Raw genomic sequence first — 16069 nt, 5'->3', positions numbered from 1 at the left:
CGTCAGCGGCTATGACCGTTAGTAAGTCATGGAAAGTCGGTGCAATCGGCGTTTTTACAGCACGGAATTGCCGATCTCAGGACTGCTTGTCGAAATTCACCAATTGCCACTGGCCATCGCCGGCCAGGCAGGTGCGGCCATAGAATTTGGCAATGCCGTCATAGGCATGGCGGCTGGTGACGAACACCCGGCAGATCACGCCATTGCTGCGGTCCTCGGAAATCGAGTCGATCACACCGGCGCTTCCCGTTGTGGTATTGGCCCAGGGAACCGGGCTCAGACCCAGTTTTTCAAGATCGGCGGAAGAAACCGCATTGCGAACCGTATCCTGGTCGGACCGCTTTTCCGGTTCGTTTGGAATGGTGCCGGTCGAAATCGACCGATCAACCTTAGGCGTATCGCCTCCGAAGTCCATGACGCCACCGACACAGCCGCCCAACATGAGGCAAAGCGCCGCCATGGCCATAAAACGACCGCTGGTGGCCCAGCGTCCCTTTCTGCATCGATCCGGCTTTGCTATGTCTCTCAAGACCTGTCCTGTCCTTCATGCGTCGTTGGCGGCGCGGGCATATGCGGAGCATTTAACATAATATGTCGCAAAATGAGTTAACAACCGGTGACTTTACCGAGGAGCATGAACCTTTTGGCTTGTTCGAAACGTGGCTCACGGAGGCAAAGGCCTCCGAGATAAACGATCCCAACGCTGTCGCATTGGCGACAGTCGATGAAAGCGGCCTGCCAAATGTGCGCATGGTGCTGCTGAAAGATTTCGATCAAAACGGATTCGTCTTCTATACTAATTTCGAGAGCCAGAAGGGTACGGAGATTCTCTCCCAAAAGAAAGCCGCGATGTGCTTTCACTGGAAATCCCTGCGACGTCAGGTGCGGTTGCGCGGCGAAGTGGAGGTCGTGTCCGACGCCGAGGCCGATGCCTATTACCAGACAAGACCGATCGGCAGCCGGATCGGCGCCTGGGCCTCGAAACAGTCGCGGCCGCTGGAAAGCCGGTTTGCGTTGGAAAAAGCGGTTGCCGAATATACGGCGCGTTACGCCCTGGGGTCTATTCCGCGTCCAGCCCACTGGTCGGGTTTCCGGATCAAGCCGTTAACCATCGAATTCTGGCGTGACGGTAAATTCCGCCTGCATGACCGGATCGAGTTTCGCCGCGAGGCGCTGGACCGCCCCTGGAGCAAGGTGCGGATGTATCCGTGATCTCCTAAGGGCTGTACTTTTTCCTGTGTCACGCAGCCGGTTTGCGTGACATCAGGCGAAAGGGAATGCCCGATGCCAGCGTCCGGACCGTGGCTGGCGTTTGGAAATGACCATTGAGTGAAATGCGCGGCAGGGCGTGCAGGCGCTGTCCGTCGTTTGCAAACAGTGTCGCGGGCCGGGTGGTGACTGCCAGACGGAAACCGGCCTCGCGCACCAAATCGATGGTACGGCGATCGACACTACGGCCATCGCCATAGGGATAGGCGAAACTGACCGGTCGCGTTCCGGTCAGGGTTTCGAGATAATCGGCGCAGAGTTTCAACTCCTGCTGCACCGTTTCATCATCAAGCCCGGTCAAGCCGCGATGGCTGACCGTATGAGCGCCCAGGCTGACCAGCGGATGGGCGGCAAAATCGGCCAGCGCCTCCGAGGGCAGGATGGCTTTGGCAACGATGTCGCGGCTGTCTATCCCGACCTCTGCCGCCATCCCGTTTAGCCTGCCGATCATGTCTGCCTCGTTCATCGCCGTAATCTGGCTGGCGATCTGCCGGAACGCGGCGGCTTTGCGCAATGGCGTGTCGGTGGACAGGATGCGCCTCCTGCCGTCGAAGTCCCATTTCAGCTGCTCAGCCTTGCGGGTCAGGGCAGCAAGGGTTTCCCACCAGAGGCCATGGCTGCGCTCGCTGAGGCCCTGGCAGACAAAAAACCGTGAAGGGCGCATCGAACCGCTCGAAGATCGGCAGGGCGAAGTCACGACTGCTGTAATAGGCATCATCAAGGGTAAAGACTGCAAACGGCCTTTGACCTGGCCCTCTAGCAAGCCGTGCGGGGACCTCCTCCAAGCGGATGAATTCGTAATTTTCCCGCCACAGGGCGCGAAGGGCGGTATCCAGGAATTGCGGGGTGATTTCCAGGTGCCGGTTGGGATCGGGCACCAGAGGAAGATAGGGGCGCACCTGATGCAGGGTAAAGATCGCGCCGAGCCCGCGCGCTTCCTTCCATGCACCGAACCTGCGCACCATCCCAGCCGCGACCAGTCCACCCGCGATCAGCCCATGCTTGAAGAGAGTAGCATTCATACGTGATGTTCCGGCAGCCGCAGCTGCACTGTCTTTGAAAAAAGATGCTCTTTAACAGGTGTCCGGAATGCACCGGATAGGTTTAATCGAATGGGCGATCCCATCCGGCCCAAAGGGTTATCGTCTCAATACCTGCCAGATTAATGGTACGGATTTAAGGAATTGTGCATCGGCTCCGGTTTTAAGCCCGACTCCGGCGATGAAACTGTTGTTCTGGGGATAAAATCTATCAGAAGAGCCTGGACATCACCCGGTTTTCCTCAGGCTTCTCACCATCCAGGGCGCCAGCAGGATTGCCGGAGCAAGGCAGGCCAGGCCAAACAGGACGCTATTGCCGACCGCATGGCGCAGCACCTCCGGCGATGCCGTGCCGGAAAAGCCGGAGCGATTGGCAATGAGACCGGCCAGTGCGGCCCCTATGGCATAACCGGCGGTTTGCAATGTGGGCAAAAGTGCTGAGGTCCGGTCGCGGTCGCCAGCTGGGCTCGCCTCCATCATTGTCTGGCTGAGCGCCGCCCACGCCATGCCAAAGGCCATGCCCACGGCGATAAGCGACAGGATCAGTCCCGGTAGGTGACCGGTTGCAATGGCAAGCGTGGTGCCGGCAAGGCCGCCAGCCTCGGTGAAGATCCCCAGCAGGATCAGTCTTTCTCTGGCTTTTTGGGTGGAGATATTGGCGGTGATCACAGCCGTTAGGCTCCAGCTGACCGCCATCAGCGCGCTCAACGCACCCGCTGCCATTGGTCCCATCGACCAGAGATGTTGCAGCGTATAGACGAGATAGACACCGAGAGCCGCTTCGGAAAGTGGCATGAGCAACACGATCCACAGGCCCAGCCCGACGGGTGTTGACGCCACAAAGGCGCCGGCGGGCAGGATCGGCTGAAGACTGTTTCTGTCGAGCGCGACAAACAGCAGACAAGCGGCAAGCGCCATGCCGATCATGGTGTTACGGGAGATGTCCAGCGCCGTCAGATTTGCCGCCAGCAGCAGCACCAGCCCGACCAGCAGCAGGCTCAGTCGGCCTATCGGCAAGCCACCCGGATTGGCCGGTTTTTTGCCATTTTTCTCCCCTTTTGGAACGGCGATCCTGGCCAAAATCAGAAAGACGATGCCGGCGGGAACGTTGACGAGGAAGGCTGCGCGCCACGAAATCGCCTCAGTCAACAGCCCGGCCAGTACTGGCCCCCCAAAGGCCGACACCGCCCAGACGGCGGCTTCGATACCGAAAATGCGGGCAATCAACCTGCGCGGGAACAGCGTCGAGATCAGCATATAGCACAGAGCCAGGACAGCGCCTTCCCCAAGCCCCTGCAAGACACGCCCGATGATGATGCCCGCCATCGATCCCGCCAGACCGGCGGTTAGTGTTCCCACGAGGAATACCAACGTGACGATAGCGAGCGCGCCTCGGGTGCCGACCCGGGCCTTGAGGCTGGCGCAACTTGCGCCTGCCACAATCGATGCGGCCAGATAAAGCGTGCTGGTCCAGGGCAACCACTGCGCGCCACCAAGCTCGGCAATGGCCGAGGGCAGGGCGGTTGAAACAAGGAAGGCGTTGAAAGCATGCAGTCCAACACCAAGGCTGACCATGACGGTTGCTGCTCCGAGGCCCGGGGCGAACAGATCGCGCCAATGCCCATTCTCCGGCATCGTCGCATCAGCCTCTGCGGATTCGGGGTTAATCTCCTGAATTCCCATATTTTTTCAGTCCTTGCCATCTGCTCTGGTCAATTGATGATCGCCACGCTACAACCTCAACCTAAGTTGAGGTAAAGAGGAAAAATGCGGATGCAGGGTTTGAGCGTCGGTGAATTGGCGGAGCGCAGTGGCGTTGCGGTTTCGGCTTTGCATTTTTACGAGCGCAAGGGCCTGATCCGCGCCCGGCGCACCAGCGGCAACCAGCGGCGCTACGACCGGGACGTGCTGCGCCGCGTGGCGATTATCCGGGCGGCGCTAGCGCTAGGCATTCCCTTGAAGGAGGTCGCGGCGATCATGGCGGATCTGCCGCAAGGCCAGACGCCGGGCCGGGAGGACTGGCGCCGGATTGCGACACGTTGGGCGGACAGTTTGGACCGGCGCATCGCCATGCTCGGCAAATTGCGCAACGATCTCGACGGCTGTATCGGCTGCGGTTGCCTGTCGATGACGCATTGCAATATCTTCAATCCCCAGGATATGGCGGGCGAGCGCGGCGAGGGGGCTGTATTTCTTCTCGATTCTGATAGGAACGAAGGGGGAAACCCTGCAGATTCCACAGAGTTGCCATAATTGGGCAACTCTTCATTAACAATATTGGGCAAGATGAAGGCGTTGCACAATTTCCTGCCCCATTTTGGGTCTAATGCCAGCACGTCCTCGTGCCGGTTCCGTGAAGTGTTCGAGGTCGTTTTCGTGAATTTGCCGATGAATTTGCCCAAGTATTTGCAGTGTAACCAGTCTGGAGGCCGAATGAGCAGGACCCTGATCGCGCTATCGTTGTTTGTGTCGATCAGCATGATGGCCAGCCCGGTTCTTGCAGGCAGCGCCCAGCTTCTGCTGGATGCGCGCACCGGTCGGGTGATCGCCTCGGAAAATGCGGATATGCCCAACCATCCGGCATCGCTGACCAAAATGATGACCATCTATATGGTTTTCGATGCGATTCGCCGTGGCACGTTGAGCTGGGATAGCCCCGTGCCGTTTTCCAAATACGCCTCATCACGTCCGCCCACCAAGCTTCGCCTCAAGCCGGGTGAAGAAATTACCGTACGCGAGGCGGTGATGGGCATGGTGACCCTGTCGGCTAATGATGCCGCCGCCGCAATGGCCGAAAAGCTTGGCGGAACGGAAGAGAATTTCGCGGCGATGATGACCGCCAAGGCCCGCCAGCTCGGTATGCCCAATACCACATTCGTCAATGCCTCCGGCCTTCCAGACGATCAGCAGATCACCACCGCCCGCGACATGTCCACCCTCGGCGTAGCACTGCTGCGCGACTTTCCCCGCGATTACGCGCTGTTTTCCACCCGCAGCTTTGCCTTTCGTGGCCGCACCATCAATGGCCATAACAATCTCATGTACCGCTACAAGGGCATGGACGGCATCAAGACCGGTTACACCAACGCATCCGGCTATAACCTGGTCAGCGCCGTGGCCGATGGCAAGCGCCGGGTGATCGGCGTGATCATGGGCGGCCGTAGCGGCGCCAGCCGTGACAATCTGATGGCCCAGCTGATCACCAAGAATATCGGCAAGGCGTCTGACGGCAATTCGCTGATCGCCAGCGCTGCTCCCACCGCTCCGATTGTCATTGCCCAGACCACTGGCAGCATTCCACTGCCGCTCGACCGCAGCACCCCAATCGACCGCAGAGAGGTTGCTTCTCAGGTCGCCTCCGTCAGCGCGCAGGCCGATGCGCCGATTCTCGGCTCCCGCTTTGGCAATGCTTATGCCGGTGGTGGCGCCAACAATGCCGCTGCAGCCACGGAAGCCCTGATTGCGGGCGCCCATCCGCGTCCCCTGAAGCCCATTCCGCTGCATCGCGACGGAACCTGGCAGATCCAGATCGCGGCTGCCGCCAGCGCCGAGGAAGCCATGAGCCTGCTGCAAATGGTCCGCGACAAGATCGGTGGGCCGCTGGCCGACCGCGATATCTATACCGAAGCCGTCACCCGCAATGGCGCCACCGTGTACCGCGCCCGCTTCACCGGCTTTCCCAACAAGGACGATGCTCAAAGCGCCTGTGAGCGGCTGGTGAAAAGCAGCTATGATTGCGTGCTGATGCCAGCCCGGGGCTAAGCCTTTCCGGCGACCCTACCTTGAACTCCTAGCCGTCTCCTTCGTGCCGTCTATCTTATCGATAGGCGGCATTCTCATTTTGCAGCCAATGGATAGTTTTCGTTTCGTCTTCCATCAGCATTTTCTATGCCTCGCCATAAGATGAAGGGCGCTCAGGTTTCCGTCGGATTTCGGTGCACATCCTGGGCTGTTCAATCTTTCTTGCCGCGTTGGTTTTCAGTCTCGACAATCTTGCGGAATCGCGCGATAAAGTCAAGAACAAATGGAGAACAATATGCTGGCTGATCTGATGGAGCGTTTTGAAAAGGCGTCGGCTACCTATGCAGCGGCCAATGGTGTCGAGCGGGACGAGACCTGGTTCCTGCTGAAATTACTGGAGGAAGCGGGGGAACTGGTTCAAGCGGCAAACCGCGTCAGCGGTCGCGGTCGCCAGAAGGGCATGAGCGAAGACGAATTGCGCCAACTGCTTGCCGATGAAACTGCTGATCTTTTCGGGCATGTTCTGCTTTTTGCCCGTCATCACCGGCTCGATCTGGAAAGCGCGATCCGGCGGAAGTGGCGGTTTGATCCCAAGGTTGCGGCAGCGGAATGAAAATCCGCCCCGCGCCTGACCTTGCCAGTTGCGAAGATCTCAAAGGTTCAATGTATTTGAGACCTTAGCCTTGGTATCAGAGCCTGCGCAGCGTAAAGGGCGCACCGAAGAAATGTAGCCACATGCGCTCCAGGATATAACCATGCGCCACCACGGGCGCCGTGGCGAAATCATAGAGCCTTGCATAGCTGTCGGGTGAAACGGCTGTGACCAGATCGTTGCGAACCGCGAAAATTGCACCATAGGAAAATGTCCCCAGCAGATGCTTTTCGGCTTCGTCGGCAATGTGGTCCATGCGGCAGCGACGCAACATATGCGCGGCGATATTGATGTAAGCTTCCATCCCGCCGTTCAGCAGGCGATAGACCGTACCCATGCCCAACGCGCCATTGTCGATAAAGTCGACCGGACCCCAGGTGTAAAGCGAGAAATATTCCTCTCGGACCCGCGGACCGCCCCGCAGCTTCGGGCGATAAGCATCCAGAAATTTCTGCGGAGGTACATTTTTTTCCTCAACCCATGCCCAGGAGAGCGTCTGGATTTTCTCCCAGTCGGTCCAATTGTTCAGCAATTGCAGGAAGTCAGGGCTGTGCGTGAAGGGGTCACCCTGAGCAAAGACCGTAAAATCGTGATTGCGCTGGCGCTGACCCATCATGTGATGGAGGTAGGTCTCAGATTCCCGCCCAACATTGGGACGTGCAATGATATGATTGGCACGCTCAAGAACCTGCGGCGATGTGATCTCCTCGCCCTTGTTATAGATGAAAATCTCGAAATTGCTGGGGACCTGCGCGATCCATTCCAACTCTTCCGCGTAACGGGCAATGACGAGTGTGTGCACCTGTGAACTCCTGGCAAGATACGGACGCAGTTTGTACCGCGCGATAACCCGATGGCATGCCGTAGGTCTAAGGCCAGAAGCTTGTCTGTGGCTTGAAGATTATAATACCAAGATTCATTGAAAATGGCCCTTCGTATTCCAATTTTTCAAGTCGAGGATGCGTAAGCATGTCAGAGACTTGCTATAAGGAGTATCTGAAGTGCGGAGTGCTACCAAAGTTATAGTATTTGGCGTTCCAAAAGCGCGTTATGCAAAAAAGCCGCAGCATTGGTGCAGATCATCGATGACCAATGTTGCCAGCGCCCGAATTTCATCGGTCGGTGCCAGGAGATCGGGTACCATCACCGCCATCATGCCCGCCGAGGCTGCCGAGCGGATGCCGTTATGGGAATCTTCCAATGCCAGACAATCGCCGGGTGCAATGCCAAGCCGCTCGGCAGCAGTGAGATAAGGGTCCGGCGCGGGCTTGCCTCTGGCGTAGTCGCCTAAAGCAATGACGTGATCGAACCGCTCTCGAATGCCAAAGCCGGCCAGATGATGCTGCACTTGGGAATGGGCGGAAGATGTGCAAATGGCCCGTGGAATGGCCTTGGTATCCAACGTATCGAGCAGGGCCACCACACCGGCCTTTAGCTTCAGTTCCAGGGCGGTCAACCGATCAAAATGGTCCACCCAGACTGCCCGAAAGGCTTCGGCGTCGAAATCCGGCCCATAATGGTCCTTAAGCAAATGCACGATCCCGTCCCAGGGTCGGCCCAGCATGCCTTCATAGACCGATGGCCCGACAAGCAGCCCCTCTTGCTCACCTGCCGAAATCACCGATTTCCGGTAGAGGATTTCGCTGTCGAGGATGAGGCCATCCATGTCGAAGATAACGGCTTTGGGAGTGCGGGGCAGCATGTGTCGCTATAGGTCCAATGAGAGTTCGCGCTCGCCGAGATCCTGGCAAAAGCGCCGCAGATAACCGTCTGGATCAGCGACTACGAATTGCCGGTTGCCGACCTCGATGGTGTCTTTGCGATACCATTTGTCTTCCAGTGGCAGATAAAGGGCAATGGCTGCGGCTTCAAGCCGGTCGAGGATGGCGTGCACATCCTCGACGCAGATCTGCACGTTCAGGCCGCGTCCGAACGGTCGCTCCAACGGCGCGTCATCAATCTCGAAGGTCCTGCCAAGCCCGATCTGATCGATCATCAACTGCGCGTCACCGAGTTCAAGGAAGCTGAACCCTTCTTCCGGCCGCTCGTAACGCACGGAAAAGCCAAGCAGCCGAGTGTAAAAATCCCGGCTCCTATGCCAGTCCGTTACTGCAAATTCCGGAACCAGGGCATTCCCCATTACGCCCGCGTGCCGCCGACCGTGATCTGGTCCATCCGCAGATGCGGCTGGCCGACGCCGACCGGAACCCATTGGCCAGCCTTGCCGCAATTGCCGATGCCGGTGTCGAGTTTCATGTCGTTGCCGATCATCGACACCCGTTTCATCGCTTCCGGTCCGTTGCCGATCAGCATGGCGCCCTTGACCGGCGCGCCAATCTTGCCATCCTCGATCATATAGGCCTCTGTGCAGCCGAACACGAATTTGCCCGAGGTGATATCCACCTGACCGCCGCCGAAGGATACGGCATAGATGCCCTTCTTGACCGATGCGATGATTTCTTCCGGGCTCTTGTCGCCTGACAGCATGTAGGTATTGGTCATGCGCGGCATCGGCTGGTGGGCATAGCCCTGGCGGCGGCCATTGCCGGTTGGTGTCATGCCCATCAGCCGGGCATTCTGGCGGTCTTGCATATAGCCGACCAGCCGACCGTTTTCGATCAACACGTTATAGGCAGACGGCGTGCCTTCGTCATCGACAGTGATCGAGCCGCGCCGGTTGTTGATTGTGCCATCATCGACCACGGTGACGCCGGGCGCGGCAACCATTTCGCCCAGCAGTCCGGCGAAGGCCGAGGTTTTCTTGCGGTTGAAATCGCCTTCCAGCCCATGGCCGACGGCTTCATGCAGCATCACGCCCGGCCAGCCATTGCCGAGCACGACGTCCATGCTGCCAGCCGGAGCCTCGATGGCCTCCAGATTGACCAGCGCCTGGCGCAGCGCATCATCAGCGCCTGCCTTCCAGCTTTCATCATTCAGGAAATCGGCAAAGGACATTCGCCCGCCCGTGCCGAAGGAGCCGGATTCCTGCCGCTCGCCCTGGCCGGTCACCACGGAAATATTCATGCGGGTCATCGGACGCACGTCGCGGACCCGGTGGCCATCGGCGCGCAGGATTTCCACCACCTGCCAGCTGGCGGCAATCGAGGCGGAGACCTGGCGCACTTTCGGGTCCTTGGCGCGCAGATAGGCGTCGATTTCGGAGAGAAGCGCTACTTTTTCCTCGAATGTCGGGCTACCGATCGGGTTTTCGTCACCGTAAAGCCGGACATTGGTGCGCTGCGGAGCGCTGGCATAGGAGCCGCTATAGCCATGGGTAACGGCCTTGACCGCATCGGCGGCGCGATTGAGTGCCGATAGCGACAATTCACCGGAATGGGCGTAGCCCACCGCTTCGCCTGCCACCGAGCGCAGGCCAAATCCCTGGTCGGTGTTGAAACTGCCGCCCTTCAGGCGGCCATTGTCGAAGGAAAGTGATTCGGCCTGGGCATGTTCAATATACAATTCGCCGTCATCCGATCCCTCCAGCGCCGAGGCGACGGCTTTTGACAGGCTGCGCTCGTCACAATCGAACAGGCTGATGAGGTCGGTGGTCATCGGGATCTCCTTGGCTTGTGGTTCCCATTTCATCGGCCCCATGTAATTGCACCTGACCGATGGGGCAAGGGCCGATGCCAGACCGCTCCGTGCTCAGGGTAGGGCGTCGTAGCCTTCGCCAAAGCCGTTCAGCTCGACGGGAATGCCGACCCGGTCCTGATCAGAGGATTCGCGCACGGCAAACACGGCGCTTTTGCCAGAGCGCAGCACTTTCATCAGTTGATCGTCGATTTCCACTTCCACGTAGCAGCCCTCGGCAAAACAGCGGGTGAAGAAGGCGCGACCGACATTGTTATTGTCGACGTAAAGCTCCATGCCGTCCTTCAACAGCACGCCAAGCGGCGCCAGAATGCGCAGGATGCGGGCCTTGCGGTCGGCGGTCTTCAGCACCACCACGGACAGTCCCACTTCGGGGCGGTCCTCGGCGATCACATTCTGCATCAGGGCGCATTGCTCCTGCGAGGTACCGGCGGGCGTATCGCAAATGATCGACCAGGCACCGTGATTGGAGCGCACTGTGCCTGCCTGCGGCTGCTGTGCCAGCGCCGCGCCCGCTTGCATTGCTGTTGCAAACCCTGCCGCAACGAGCCCCGCCGCGACAAGTCTAGCCCGCAACATTCTCTGGAAACCCATGGATACCTCTGGAATTCTGTTCAATCTTGTCATTCTCGCCTGCGCCGCACAAAGGATCAAGGGCCAAGGCCTTCGACATCCTTGCGCTTTGCGCGCTGTATCTTCCTGTAACCTGCGATGATCGTCGAAACAAATCCAATCTGCGATTATTGGCCCGACCGATAAAAGGCCTGGCCCAAGACTGGACAAGACGAAAACCGGAGATGGGCTGACTATTGACAGTCTCCTTTCCAGCCGAGTGCGGCATAATTGGGGTGTTTGCCTGTGTTGCGATCAGGGACAGATCCAGTTCAGGTCCATGCGATGGCGAGGTTTCAGGAGAATCTTCTCTGGCATTTCCCGCAAAGCGCGTACTGACATTTGCAGCGCAGGCCCGAGAATTGCGCCAGTTCGGCCTGGATCTTGATGGCGATCTCTGTGGGATGAGCAAAAATGCCGCAGCGGCATGGACGTACGGTTGTTGCGAAATTGGCAAAATTGTGATTTTAAATTAGTATCATATCAGGGATTGTGCGTTTGCCATTGATTTGGGTCAAACGCGGGAGGGAGAGGCAACCGTGATAAAAACTCTTTTAAAAGTGATGGCCAGTTTGGTCACGGGTCTGGTCACGGGGACGGCAAGGCTGATGGCAGGTCTGGCGGGGGCCATGGTTCTCTGTCTGATGAGTGCCGTCGGTGCGATGGCGGACCAGCCGGTTGATTGGCAGCTCGACCTGCAACCCCATGCCAGCCCGGTGATGGAGCAGATCCGCTGGTTCAACCATTACACCTTGTGGTTCATCGTTCCGGTGACGCTGCTGGTTCTCGCTCTGTTGATCATCGTGGTCGTGCGGTTCAGGGCCAGCGCCAATCCGGTGCCGTCCCGCACCAGCCACAATACCGTGATCGAGATCGTCTGGACGCTCGGGCCGGTTCTTATTCTTTTCTTTCTCGCCATCCCGTCCTTCAATTTGCTCACCTATGAATTGACGATTCCGGAAAAGCCCGACCTGACCATCAAGGCGACGGCCACCCAGTGGCAGTGGAACTATGAATATCAGGGTGAAAAGCAATTGGCTTTCGACAGCTACCTGCTGAAGGATCAGGACCGCGCCAGCGCTGGCAAGGAAGATCACAAGATCTATCCGCGTCTTCTGGCTGTTGACAATGAAATGGTCTTGCCGGTTGGCAAGACGGTTCGCATGCTGGTGACGGCAGCGCCTTCCGACGTGATCCATTCTTTCGCCATGCCGTCTTTCGGCGTCAAGATCGACGCCGTGCCGGGCCGGTTGAATGAGACCTGGTTCCGCGTCGACCGCGAAGGCCTGTTCTACGGCCAGTGCTCGGAACTCTGCGGCAAGGATCATGCTTACATGCCGATCGCCATCCGCGTCGTTTCGGCTGACAAATACAATGCGTGGATGACGGCGGCCGCAAGCGACATTGGTGCGGCTAACAAGGCTCTGATGGCAGCGACGGATGGCCCGAAGGCCGTCAATCAGCTGGCGCAGAACGTTTCCACAATGACCGTTTCGAACTGAGGGGAGTGAGGACAATGGCTGGACATACCGGCGAGGGCGCTCATGCACCCGAACATTCACATGATCACAAACCGGGCTTTGCCGCCCGCTGGCTGTTTTCGACCAATCATAAGGACATCGGCACGCTCTACCTGATCTTCGCCATTATCGCGGGCGTGATCGGCGGGGCGCTGTCGGTTGCCATGCGCATGGAATTGCAGGAGCCTGGCATCCAGATCTTCCACGGATTGGCTGCCATGGTTTACGGCTTTGAAGGCGATGCCGCCATCGATGGCGGCAAGCACATGTATAACGTGTTCACCACCGCACATGCGCTGATCATGATCTTCTTCATGGTCATGCCAGCGTTGATCGGCGGTTTTGCCAATTGGATGATCCCGATCATGATCGGCGCGCCGGATATGGCGTTTCCACGTCTCAACAACATCTCCTTCTGGCTGATCGTTCCGGCCTTCGTGCTGCTCCTGCTGTCGATGTTTGTCGAAGGCCCGGCTGGCGCTTACGGTGTCGGTGGCGGCTGGACGATGTATCCGCCCTTGTCGACCTCCGGCCAGCCTGGCCCGGCGGTGGATCTGGCGATCTTCGCACTGCATGTGTCGGGTGCCTCGTCTATCCTTGGTGCCATCAACTTCATCACCACCATCCTCAACATGCGCGCGCCGGGCATGACCCTGCACAAGATGCCGCTGTTTGCCTGGTCGGTTCTGGTCACGGCTTTCCTGCTGCTTCTGTCCCTGCCGGTTCTGGCCGGTGGCATCACCATGCTGCTGACCGACCGCAATTTCGGCACGACATTCTTTGCCCCCGAAGGCGGTGGTGACCCGATCCTCTACCAGCACCTGTTCTGGTTCTTCGGCCATCCGGAAGTCTATATCCTGATCCTGCCCGGTTTCGGCATCGTCAGCCACATCATCTCGACCTTCTCGAAAAAGCCGGTTTTCGGCTATCTCGGCATGGCCTATGCCATGGTCGCCATCGGCGCCGTCGGGTTCGTGGTCTGGGCGCATCACATGTATACGGTCGGCCTGTCCCTGGCCGCCCAACGCTACTTCGTCTTCGCAACCATGGTGATCGCAGTGCCGACCGGTATCAAGATCTTCTCGTGGATCGCCACCATGTGGGGCGGCTCGCTGTCCTTCCGCACTCCTATGGTCTGGGCTATCGGCTTCATCTTCCTGTTCACCGTTGGCGGTGTAACGGGCGTGCAGCTGGCCAATGCCGGTCTCGACCGTTCGCTGCATGACACCTATTACGTGGTGGCCCATTTCCACTATGTTCTGTCGCTGGGTGCCGTATTTGCAATTTTCGCTGGCTGGTATTATTGGTTCCCGAAAATGTCGGGCTATATGTATAGCGAGTTCATCGGCAAGCTGCATTTCTGGGTGATGTTCATCGGCGTCAACATGGTGTTCTTCCCGCAGCACTTCCTCGGGTTGGCTGGCATGCCGCGCCGCTATATCGATTACCCGGATGCCTTTGCCGACTGGAACCGGATTTCATCCTATGGCTCCTATCTTTCTGGCGTCGCGGTGCTGATCTTCCTGTTCGGCGTGTTCGAGGCTTTTGCCAGGAAGCGGGTCGCAGGCGACAATCCATGGGGTGAAGGTGCGACCACACTGGAATGGCAGCTGTCTTCGCCGCCGCCATACCACCAGTGGGAACAGTTGCCCCGCATAAAATAGACATAAAAAAAGCCATCAACGCCGTGGATGAAGCCGCTGCGGCGTTGAGAACATGACAGGTCAGGACAGCATAATGGCAGCCATAGACAACAGCAACATCATCGGTCTGGACAGTGAGATCTGTCTGTCCGAAGCGGGCGCGAAGGATTTCTTCGCGCTTTTAAAGCCGCGGGTGATGTCGCTTGTGGTGTTCACGGCCTTCGCAGGTCTGGTGCTGGCACCAGGCACGATCAACCCCATTCTGGGTGTCATTGCCATCCTGTGCATTGCGGTTGGGGCTGGCGCCTCCGGCGCTCTCAATATGTGGTATGATGCCGATATCGATGCGGTGATGACCCGCACGGCGCGCCGCCCCATCCCGGCAGGCCGTATCCGTCCGCAGGAGGCGCTGGCCTTCGGCATCACGCTGTCGGTCTTTTCGGTCTCGATTCTTGGCCTCGCGGTCAATTGGTTCGCCGCCGCCTTTCTGGCCTTCACCATCCTGTTTTACGCTGTCGTCTATACGATGTGGCTGAAGCGCTCGACCCCGCAGAATATAGTCATTGGCGGCGCATCGGGTGCCTTTCCGCCGATGATCGGCTGGGCCTGCGTGACTGGTGGCGTGTCGCTGGATAGCGTCATTCTGTTCATGGTGATCTTCCTGTGGACGCCAGCACATTTCTGGGCCCTGGCGCTCTACAAGATGCGCGATTACGGCTCGGTCGGCGTGCCGATGATGCCGAATGTGGCAGGCGAAACCTCCACCAAGCGGCAGATGTTCGTATATGCCGTGCTGACCGGGGTCTTTGCCGTGGCACCGGCTTTTACCGGGCTTGCTTCGCTCTGGTACGGGCTGGTGGCTGGTGTGCTGAGTGCCGTCTTTGTTGCCTGCTCCGTTGCCGTTTGGCGGATGCCAGAGGGCGATGAACGCATGGCACCGGCCCGCAAAATGTTCGCCTATTCGATCTTCTACCTGTTTGCGGTGTTTTCAGCCCTGCTGGTCGATCACTACGCGGCGAACCTTATCGCTCATGCTTCGGGAGCGCTGTGATGGAAACGGTCAAGCTGACGGAAGCCCAGAGAAAATCGAGACGCGGCCGCAATATAGCGCTGGGCCTGGTCTTGGCCGGGCTTGTCGTGTTGTTTTACCTCGTGACGCTGGTGAAGATCAGCGGCATGGGACAATGAGCAGGATCTGATTGCGCATGGCTCGTCATTTGACGACGCGCAGATTGGAAATGCTCGATGTGAGAGAAGCGTTTAGCAGGGTTTTTGAAGCACAGACTGTTGACATACGCATACCATTGAAGCAGCGGCACGGGAGGAACGAGCCATGGCAGAACCGGGAGGCACGCAAGCGGGAGAACGGCGCGGCAAGGGCAAGGACCTGACCGTGTTTTTCGCTTGCCTGGCGTTTGTCGGCGGCGTCACCGCCATGAGCTTTGCCGCGGCCCCTTTTTACCGGATGTATTGCCAGCTGACCGGCTATAACGGCACCACTCAGCGGGCCGAGCAACCGTCATCGGTCATTCTCGACCGCAAGATGACGGTGACTTTCGATGCCAATGTCTCGCCCGGTCTGAACTGGGATTTCAAGCCGATGCAGGCCTCTGTTGCCCCAAGGATCGGCGAGACCATTCAGGCCAATTATTCTGTCACCAATCGCTCGCCCTATCCGACCAAAGGGCAGGCGGTGTTCAACGTGACACCAATGGAAGCGGCGGTCTATTTCAACAAGATCGAGTGCTTCTGCTTTACCGAGACGGTGCTACAGCCCGGCCAGACGCTGGACATGCCGGTGGTCTTCTACATCGACCCTGACATCATGGCGCAGCCGGAAACCAAGAATATCGGAACGGTAACCTTGTCCTATACATTCTATCCGCATGGCGGCGAAAAGCCGGTGGCGGGGATTGCGCAGGACAAGGCCACCGTTCAACCTAAGCTTTAACGGGCGGGTCCCGCTGTATCAAAGCGGCGGGCGCGGACCAGGAGCAA

At 58.5% G+C, this 16069-nt stretch carries 18 protein-coding genes; 9 read left to right on the top strand and 9 right to left on the bottom strand.

What is annotated here, in order from left to right; genetic code table 11:
* Positions 1-76 precede the first annotated feature (76 nt).
* A complete protein-coding gene (locus IEI95_RS22475) occupies positions 77-529 on the bottom strand; it encodes an RT0821/Lpp0805 family surface protein (RefSeq protein ID WP_273545184.1) in 453 nt (150 codons plus the stop codon).
* A gap of 62 nt (positions 530-591) precedes the next feature.
* Between IEI95_RS22475 and pdxH the strand changes: the two genes are divergently transcribed.
* Positions 592-1212, top strand: a complete 621-nt coding sequence (gene pdxH / locus IEI95_RS22470) for a pyridoxamine 5'-phosphate oxidase (protein WP_156531548.1) — start codon at positions 592-594, stop codon at positions 1210-1212.
* A 28-nt stretch (positions 1213-1240) separates the two neighbouring features.
* Here the strand turns inward: pdxH and IEI95_RS22465 are convergent, their stop codons facing one another.
* The 3 genes from IEI95_RS22465 to IEI95_RS22455 all read right to left on the bottom strand — a co-directional run bounded on the left by IEI95_RS22465 (position 1241) and on the right by IEI95_RS22455 (position 3992).
* Positions 1241-1933: a polysaccharide deacetylase family protein gene (locus IEI95_RS22465; RefSeq protein ID WP_194417053.1), complete on the bottom strand. Its 693-nt coding sequence runs from the start codon at positions 1931-1933 to the stop codon at positions 1241-1243.
* The gene (locus IEI95_RS22460; RefSeq protein ID WP_194417052.1) at positions 1839-2291 is read right to left on the bottom strand and encodes a polysaccharide deacetylase family protein; all 453 of its coding nucleotides are present in this window, start codon (positions 2289-2291) and stop codon (positions 1839-1841) included. Before IEI95_RS22460 ends, IEI95_RS22465 begins: the two co-directional genes overlap by 95 nt.
* 246 nt (positions 2292-2537) lie before the next feature.
* Positions 2538-3992: an MFS transporter gene (locus IEI95_RS22455; RefSeq protein ID WP_156531550.1), complete on the bottom strand. Its 1455-nt coding sequence runs from the start codon at positions 3990-3992 to the stop codon at positions 2538-2540.
* 84 nt (positions 3993-4076) lie between these two features.
* Between IEI95_RS22455 and soxR the strand changes: the two genes are divergently transcribed.
* The 3 genes from soxR to IEI95_RS22440 all read left to right on the top strand — a co-directional run bounded on the left by soxR (position 4077) and on the right by IEI95_RS22440 (position 6663).
* Positions 4077-4562, top strand: coding sequence for a redox-sensitive transcriptional activator SoxR (gene soxR, locus IEI95_RS22450; protein ID WP_015915153.1), 486 nt, complete (start codon positions 4077-4079; stop codon positions 4560-4562).
* A gap of 180 nt (positions 4563-4742) precedes the next feature.
* Positions 4743-6071, top strand: a complete 1329-nt coding sequence (locus IEI95_RS22445; RefSeq protein ID WP_194417051.1) for a D-alanyl-D-alanine carboxypeptidase — start codon at positions 4743-4745, stop codon at positions 6069-6071.
* A gap of 274 nt (positions 6072-6345) precedes the next feature.
* Positions 6346-6663 carry a MazG nucleotide pyrophosphohydrolase domain-containing protein gene (locus tag IEI95_RS22440; RefSeq protein ID WP_156531553.1) on the top strand — a complete coding sequence of 106 codons (318 nt, stop codon included), beginning with the start codon at positions 6346-6348 and terminating at the stop codon, positions 6661-6663.
* A gap of 76 nt (positions 6664-6739) precedes the next feature.
* On the opposite strand, the gene IEI95_RS22435 is transcribed toward IEI95_RS22440, so the two are convergent.
* The 5 genes from IEI95_RS22435 to IEI95_RS22415 all read right to left on the bottom strand — a co-directional run bounded on the left by IEI95_RS22435 (position 6740) and on the right by IEI95_RS22415 (position 10890).
* Positions 6740-7504, bottom strand: coding sequence for an HAD family hydrolase (locus IEI95_RS22435; protein WP_015915156.1), 765 nt, complete (start codon positions 7502-7504; stop codon positions 6740-6742).
* A gap of 246 nt (positions 7505-7750) precedes the next feature.
* Positions 7751-8404 (bottom strand): HAD family hydrolase, encoded by a 654-nt coding sequence (locus IEI95_RS22430; protein ID WP_156531554.1) that lies wholly within the window; start codon positions 8402-8404, stop codon positions 7751-7753.
* A gap of 6 nt (positions 8405-8410) precedes the next feature.
* The gene (locus tag IEI95_RS22425; protein ID WP_156531555.1) at positions 8411-8842 is read right to left on the bottom strand and encodes a bleomycin resistance protein; all 432 of its coding nucleotides are present in this window, start codon (positions 8840-8842) and stop codon (positions 8411-8413) included.
* Positions 8842-10257, bottom strand: coding sequence for a metalloprotease TldD (gene tldD / locus IEI95_RS22420; RefSeq protein ID WP_156531556.1), 1416 nt, complete (start codon positions 10255-10257; stop codon positions 8842-8844). The genes IEI95_RS22425 and tldD overlap by 1 nt, the downstream gene beginning before the upstream one ends.
* 93 nt (positions 10258-10350) lie before the next feature.
* On the bottom strand, positions 10351-10890 hold the full coding sequence (locus IEI95_RS22415) for an invasion associated locus B family protein (protein ID WP_156531557.1): 540 nt from the start codon (positions 10888-10890) through the stop codon (positions 10351-10353).
* Between the two features lie 626 nt (positions 10891-11516).
* On the opposite strand from IEI95_RS22415, the gene coxB reads away from it, so the two are divergent.
* The 5 genes from coxB (at position 11517) to IEI95_RS22390 (ending at position 16022) form a co-directional block, all read left to right on the top strand.
* Positions 11517-12410, top strand: coding sequence for a cytochrome c oxidase subunit II (gene coxB, locus IEI95_RS22410; RefSeq protein ID WP_156531632.1), 894 nt, complete (start codon positions 11517-11519; stop codon positions 12408-12410).
* A 14-nt stretch (positions 12411-12424) separates the two neighbouring features.
* Positions 12425-14092 carry a cytochrome c oxidase subunit I gene (gene ctaD / locus IEI95_RS22405; RefSeq protein WP_071584994.1) on the top strand — a complete coding sequence of 556 codons (1668 nt, stop codon included), beginning with the start codon at positions 12425-12427 and terminating at the stop codon, positions 14090-14092.
* A gap of 73 nt (positions 14093-14165) precedes the next feature.
* Positions 14166-15122 carry a heme o synthase gene (gene cyoE, locus IEI95_RS22400; protein ID WP_071202610.1) on the top strand — a complete coding sequence of 319 codons (957 nt, stop codon included), beginning with the start codon at positions 14166-14168 and terminating at the stop codon, positions 15120-15122.
* Positions 15122-15259, top strand: coding sequence for a cytochrome c oxidase system small membrane protein (locus IEI95_RS22395; protein WP_060719083.1), 138 nt, complete (start codon positions 15122-15124; stop codon positions 15257-15259). Before cyoE ends, IEI95_RS22395 begins: the two co-directional genes overlap by 1 nt.
* 145 nt (positions 15260-15404) lie before the next feature.
* Positions 15405-16022 (top strand): cytochrome c oxidase assembly protein, encoded by a 618-nt coding sequence (locus tag IEI95_RS22390; protein ID WP_070151922.1) that lies wholly within the window; start codon positions 15405-15407, stop codon positions 16020-16022.
* Positions 16023-16069 lie beyond the last annotated feature (47 nt).

The sequence above is a fragment of the Agrobacterium vitis genome (assembly GCF_014926405.1).
Taxonomy (GTDB): Bacteria; Pseudomonadota; Alphaproteobacteria; order Rhizobiales; family Rhizobiaceae; genus Allorhizobium; species Allorhizobium vitis_H.
This window is presented reverse-complemented; position numbering and strand designations above follow the sequence as displayed.

Bases quoted from the DNA above. Each gene is read 5' to 3' on its own strand.
- ctaD (WP_071584994.1), top strand. From the start codon at position 12,425: ATGGCTGGACATACCGGCGAGGGCGCTCATGCACCCGAACATTCACAT.
- IEI95_RS22465 (WP_194417053.1), bottom strand. From the start codon at position 1,933: ATGCGCCCTTCACGGTTTTTTGTCTGCCAGGGCCTCAGCGAGCGCAGC.
- IEI95_RS22445 (WP_194417051.1), top strand. From the start codon at position 4,743: ATGAGCAGGACCCTGATCGCGCTATCGTTGTTTGTGTCGATCAGCATG.
- pdxH (WP_156531548.1), top strand. From the start codon at position 592: ATGTCGCAAAATGAGTTAACAACCGGTGACTTTACCGAGGAGCATGAA.
- IEI95_RS22425 (WP_156531555.1), bottom strand. From the start codon at position 8,842: ATGGGGAATGCCCTGGTTCCGGAATTTGCAGTAACGGACTGGCATAGG.
- IEI95_RS22440 (WP_156531553.1), top strand. From the start codon at position 6,346: ATGCTGGCTGATCTGATGGAGCGTTTTGAAAAGGCGTCGGCTACCTAT.
- cyoE (WP_071202610.1), top strand. From the start codon at position 14,166: ATGGCAGCCATAGACAACAGCAACATCATCGGTCTGGACAGTGAGATC.
- IEI95_RS22460 (WP_194417052.1), bottom strand. From the start codon at position 2,291: ATGAATGCTACTCTCTTCAAGCATGGGCTGATCGCGGGTGGACTGGTC.
- soxR (WP_015915153.1), top strand. From the start codon at position 4,077: ATGCGGATGCAGGGTTTGAGCGTCGGTGAATTGGCGGAGCGCAGTGGC.
- IEI95_RS22390 (WP_070151922.1), top strand. From the start codon at position 15,405: ATGGCAGAACCGGGAGGCACGCAAGCGGGAGAACGGCGCGGCAAGGGC.
- IEI95_RS22430 (WP_156531554.1), bottom strand. From the start codon at position 8,404: ATGCTGCCCCGCACTCCCAAAGCCGTTATCTTCGACATGGATGGCCTC.
- IEI95_RS22395 (WP_060719083.1), top strand. From the start codon at position 15,122: ATGGAAACGGTCAAGCTGACGGAAGCCCAGAGAAAATCGAGACGCGGC.
- tldD (WP_156531556.1), bottom strand. From the start codon at position 10,257: ATGACCACCGACCTCATCAGCCTGTTCGATTGTGACGAGCGCAGCCTG.
- coxB (WP_156531632.1), top strand. From the start codon at position 11,517: ATGGCAGGTCTGGCGGGGGCCATGGTTCTCTGTCTGATGAGTGCCGTC.
- IEI95_RS22455 (WP_156531550.1), bottom strand. From the start codon at position 3,992: ATGGGAATTCAGGAGATTAACCCCGAATCCGCAGAGGCTGATGCGACG.
- IEI95_RS22415 (WP_156531557.1), bottom strand. From the start codon at position 10,890: ATGGGTTTCCAGAGAATGTTGCGGGCTAGACTTGTCGCGGCGGGGCTC.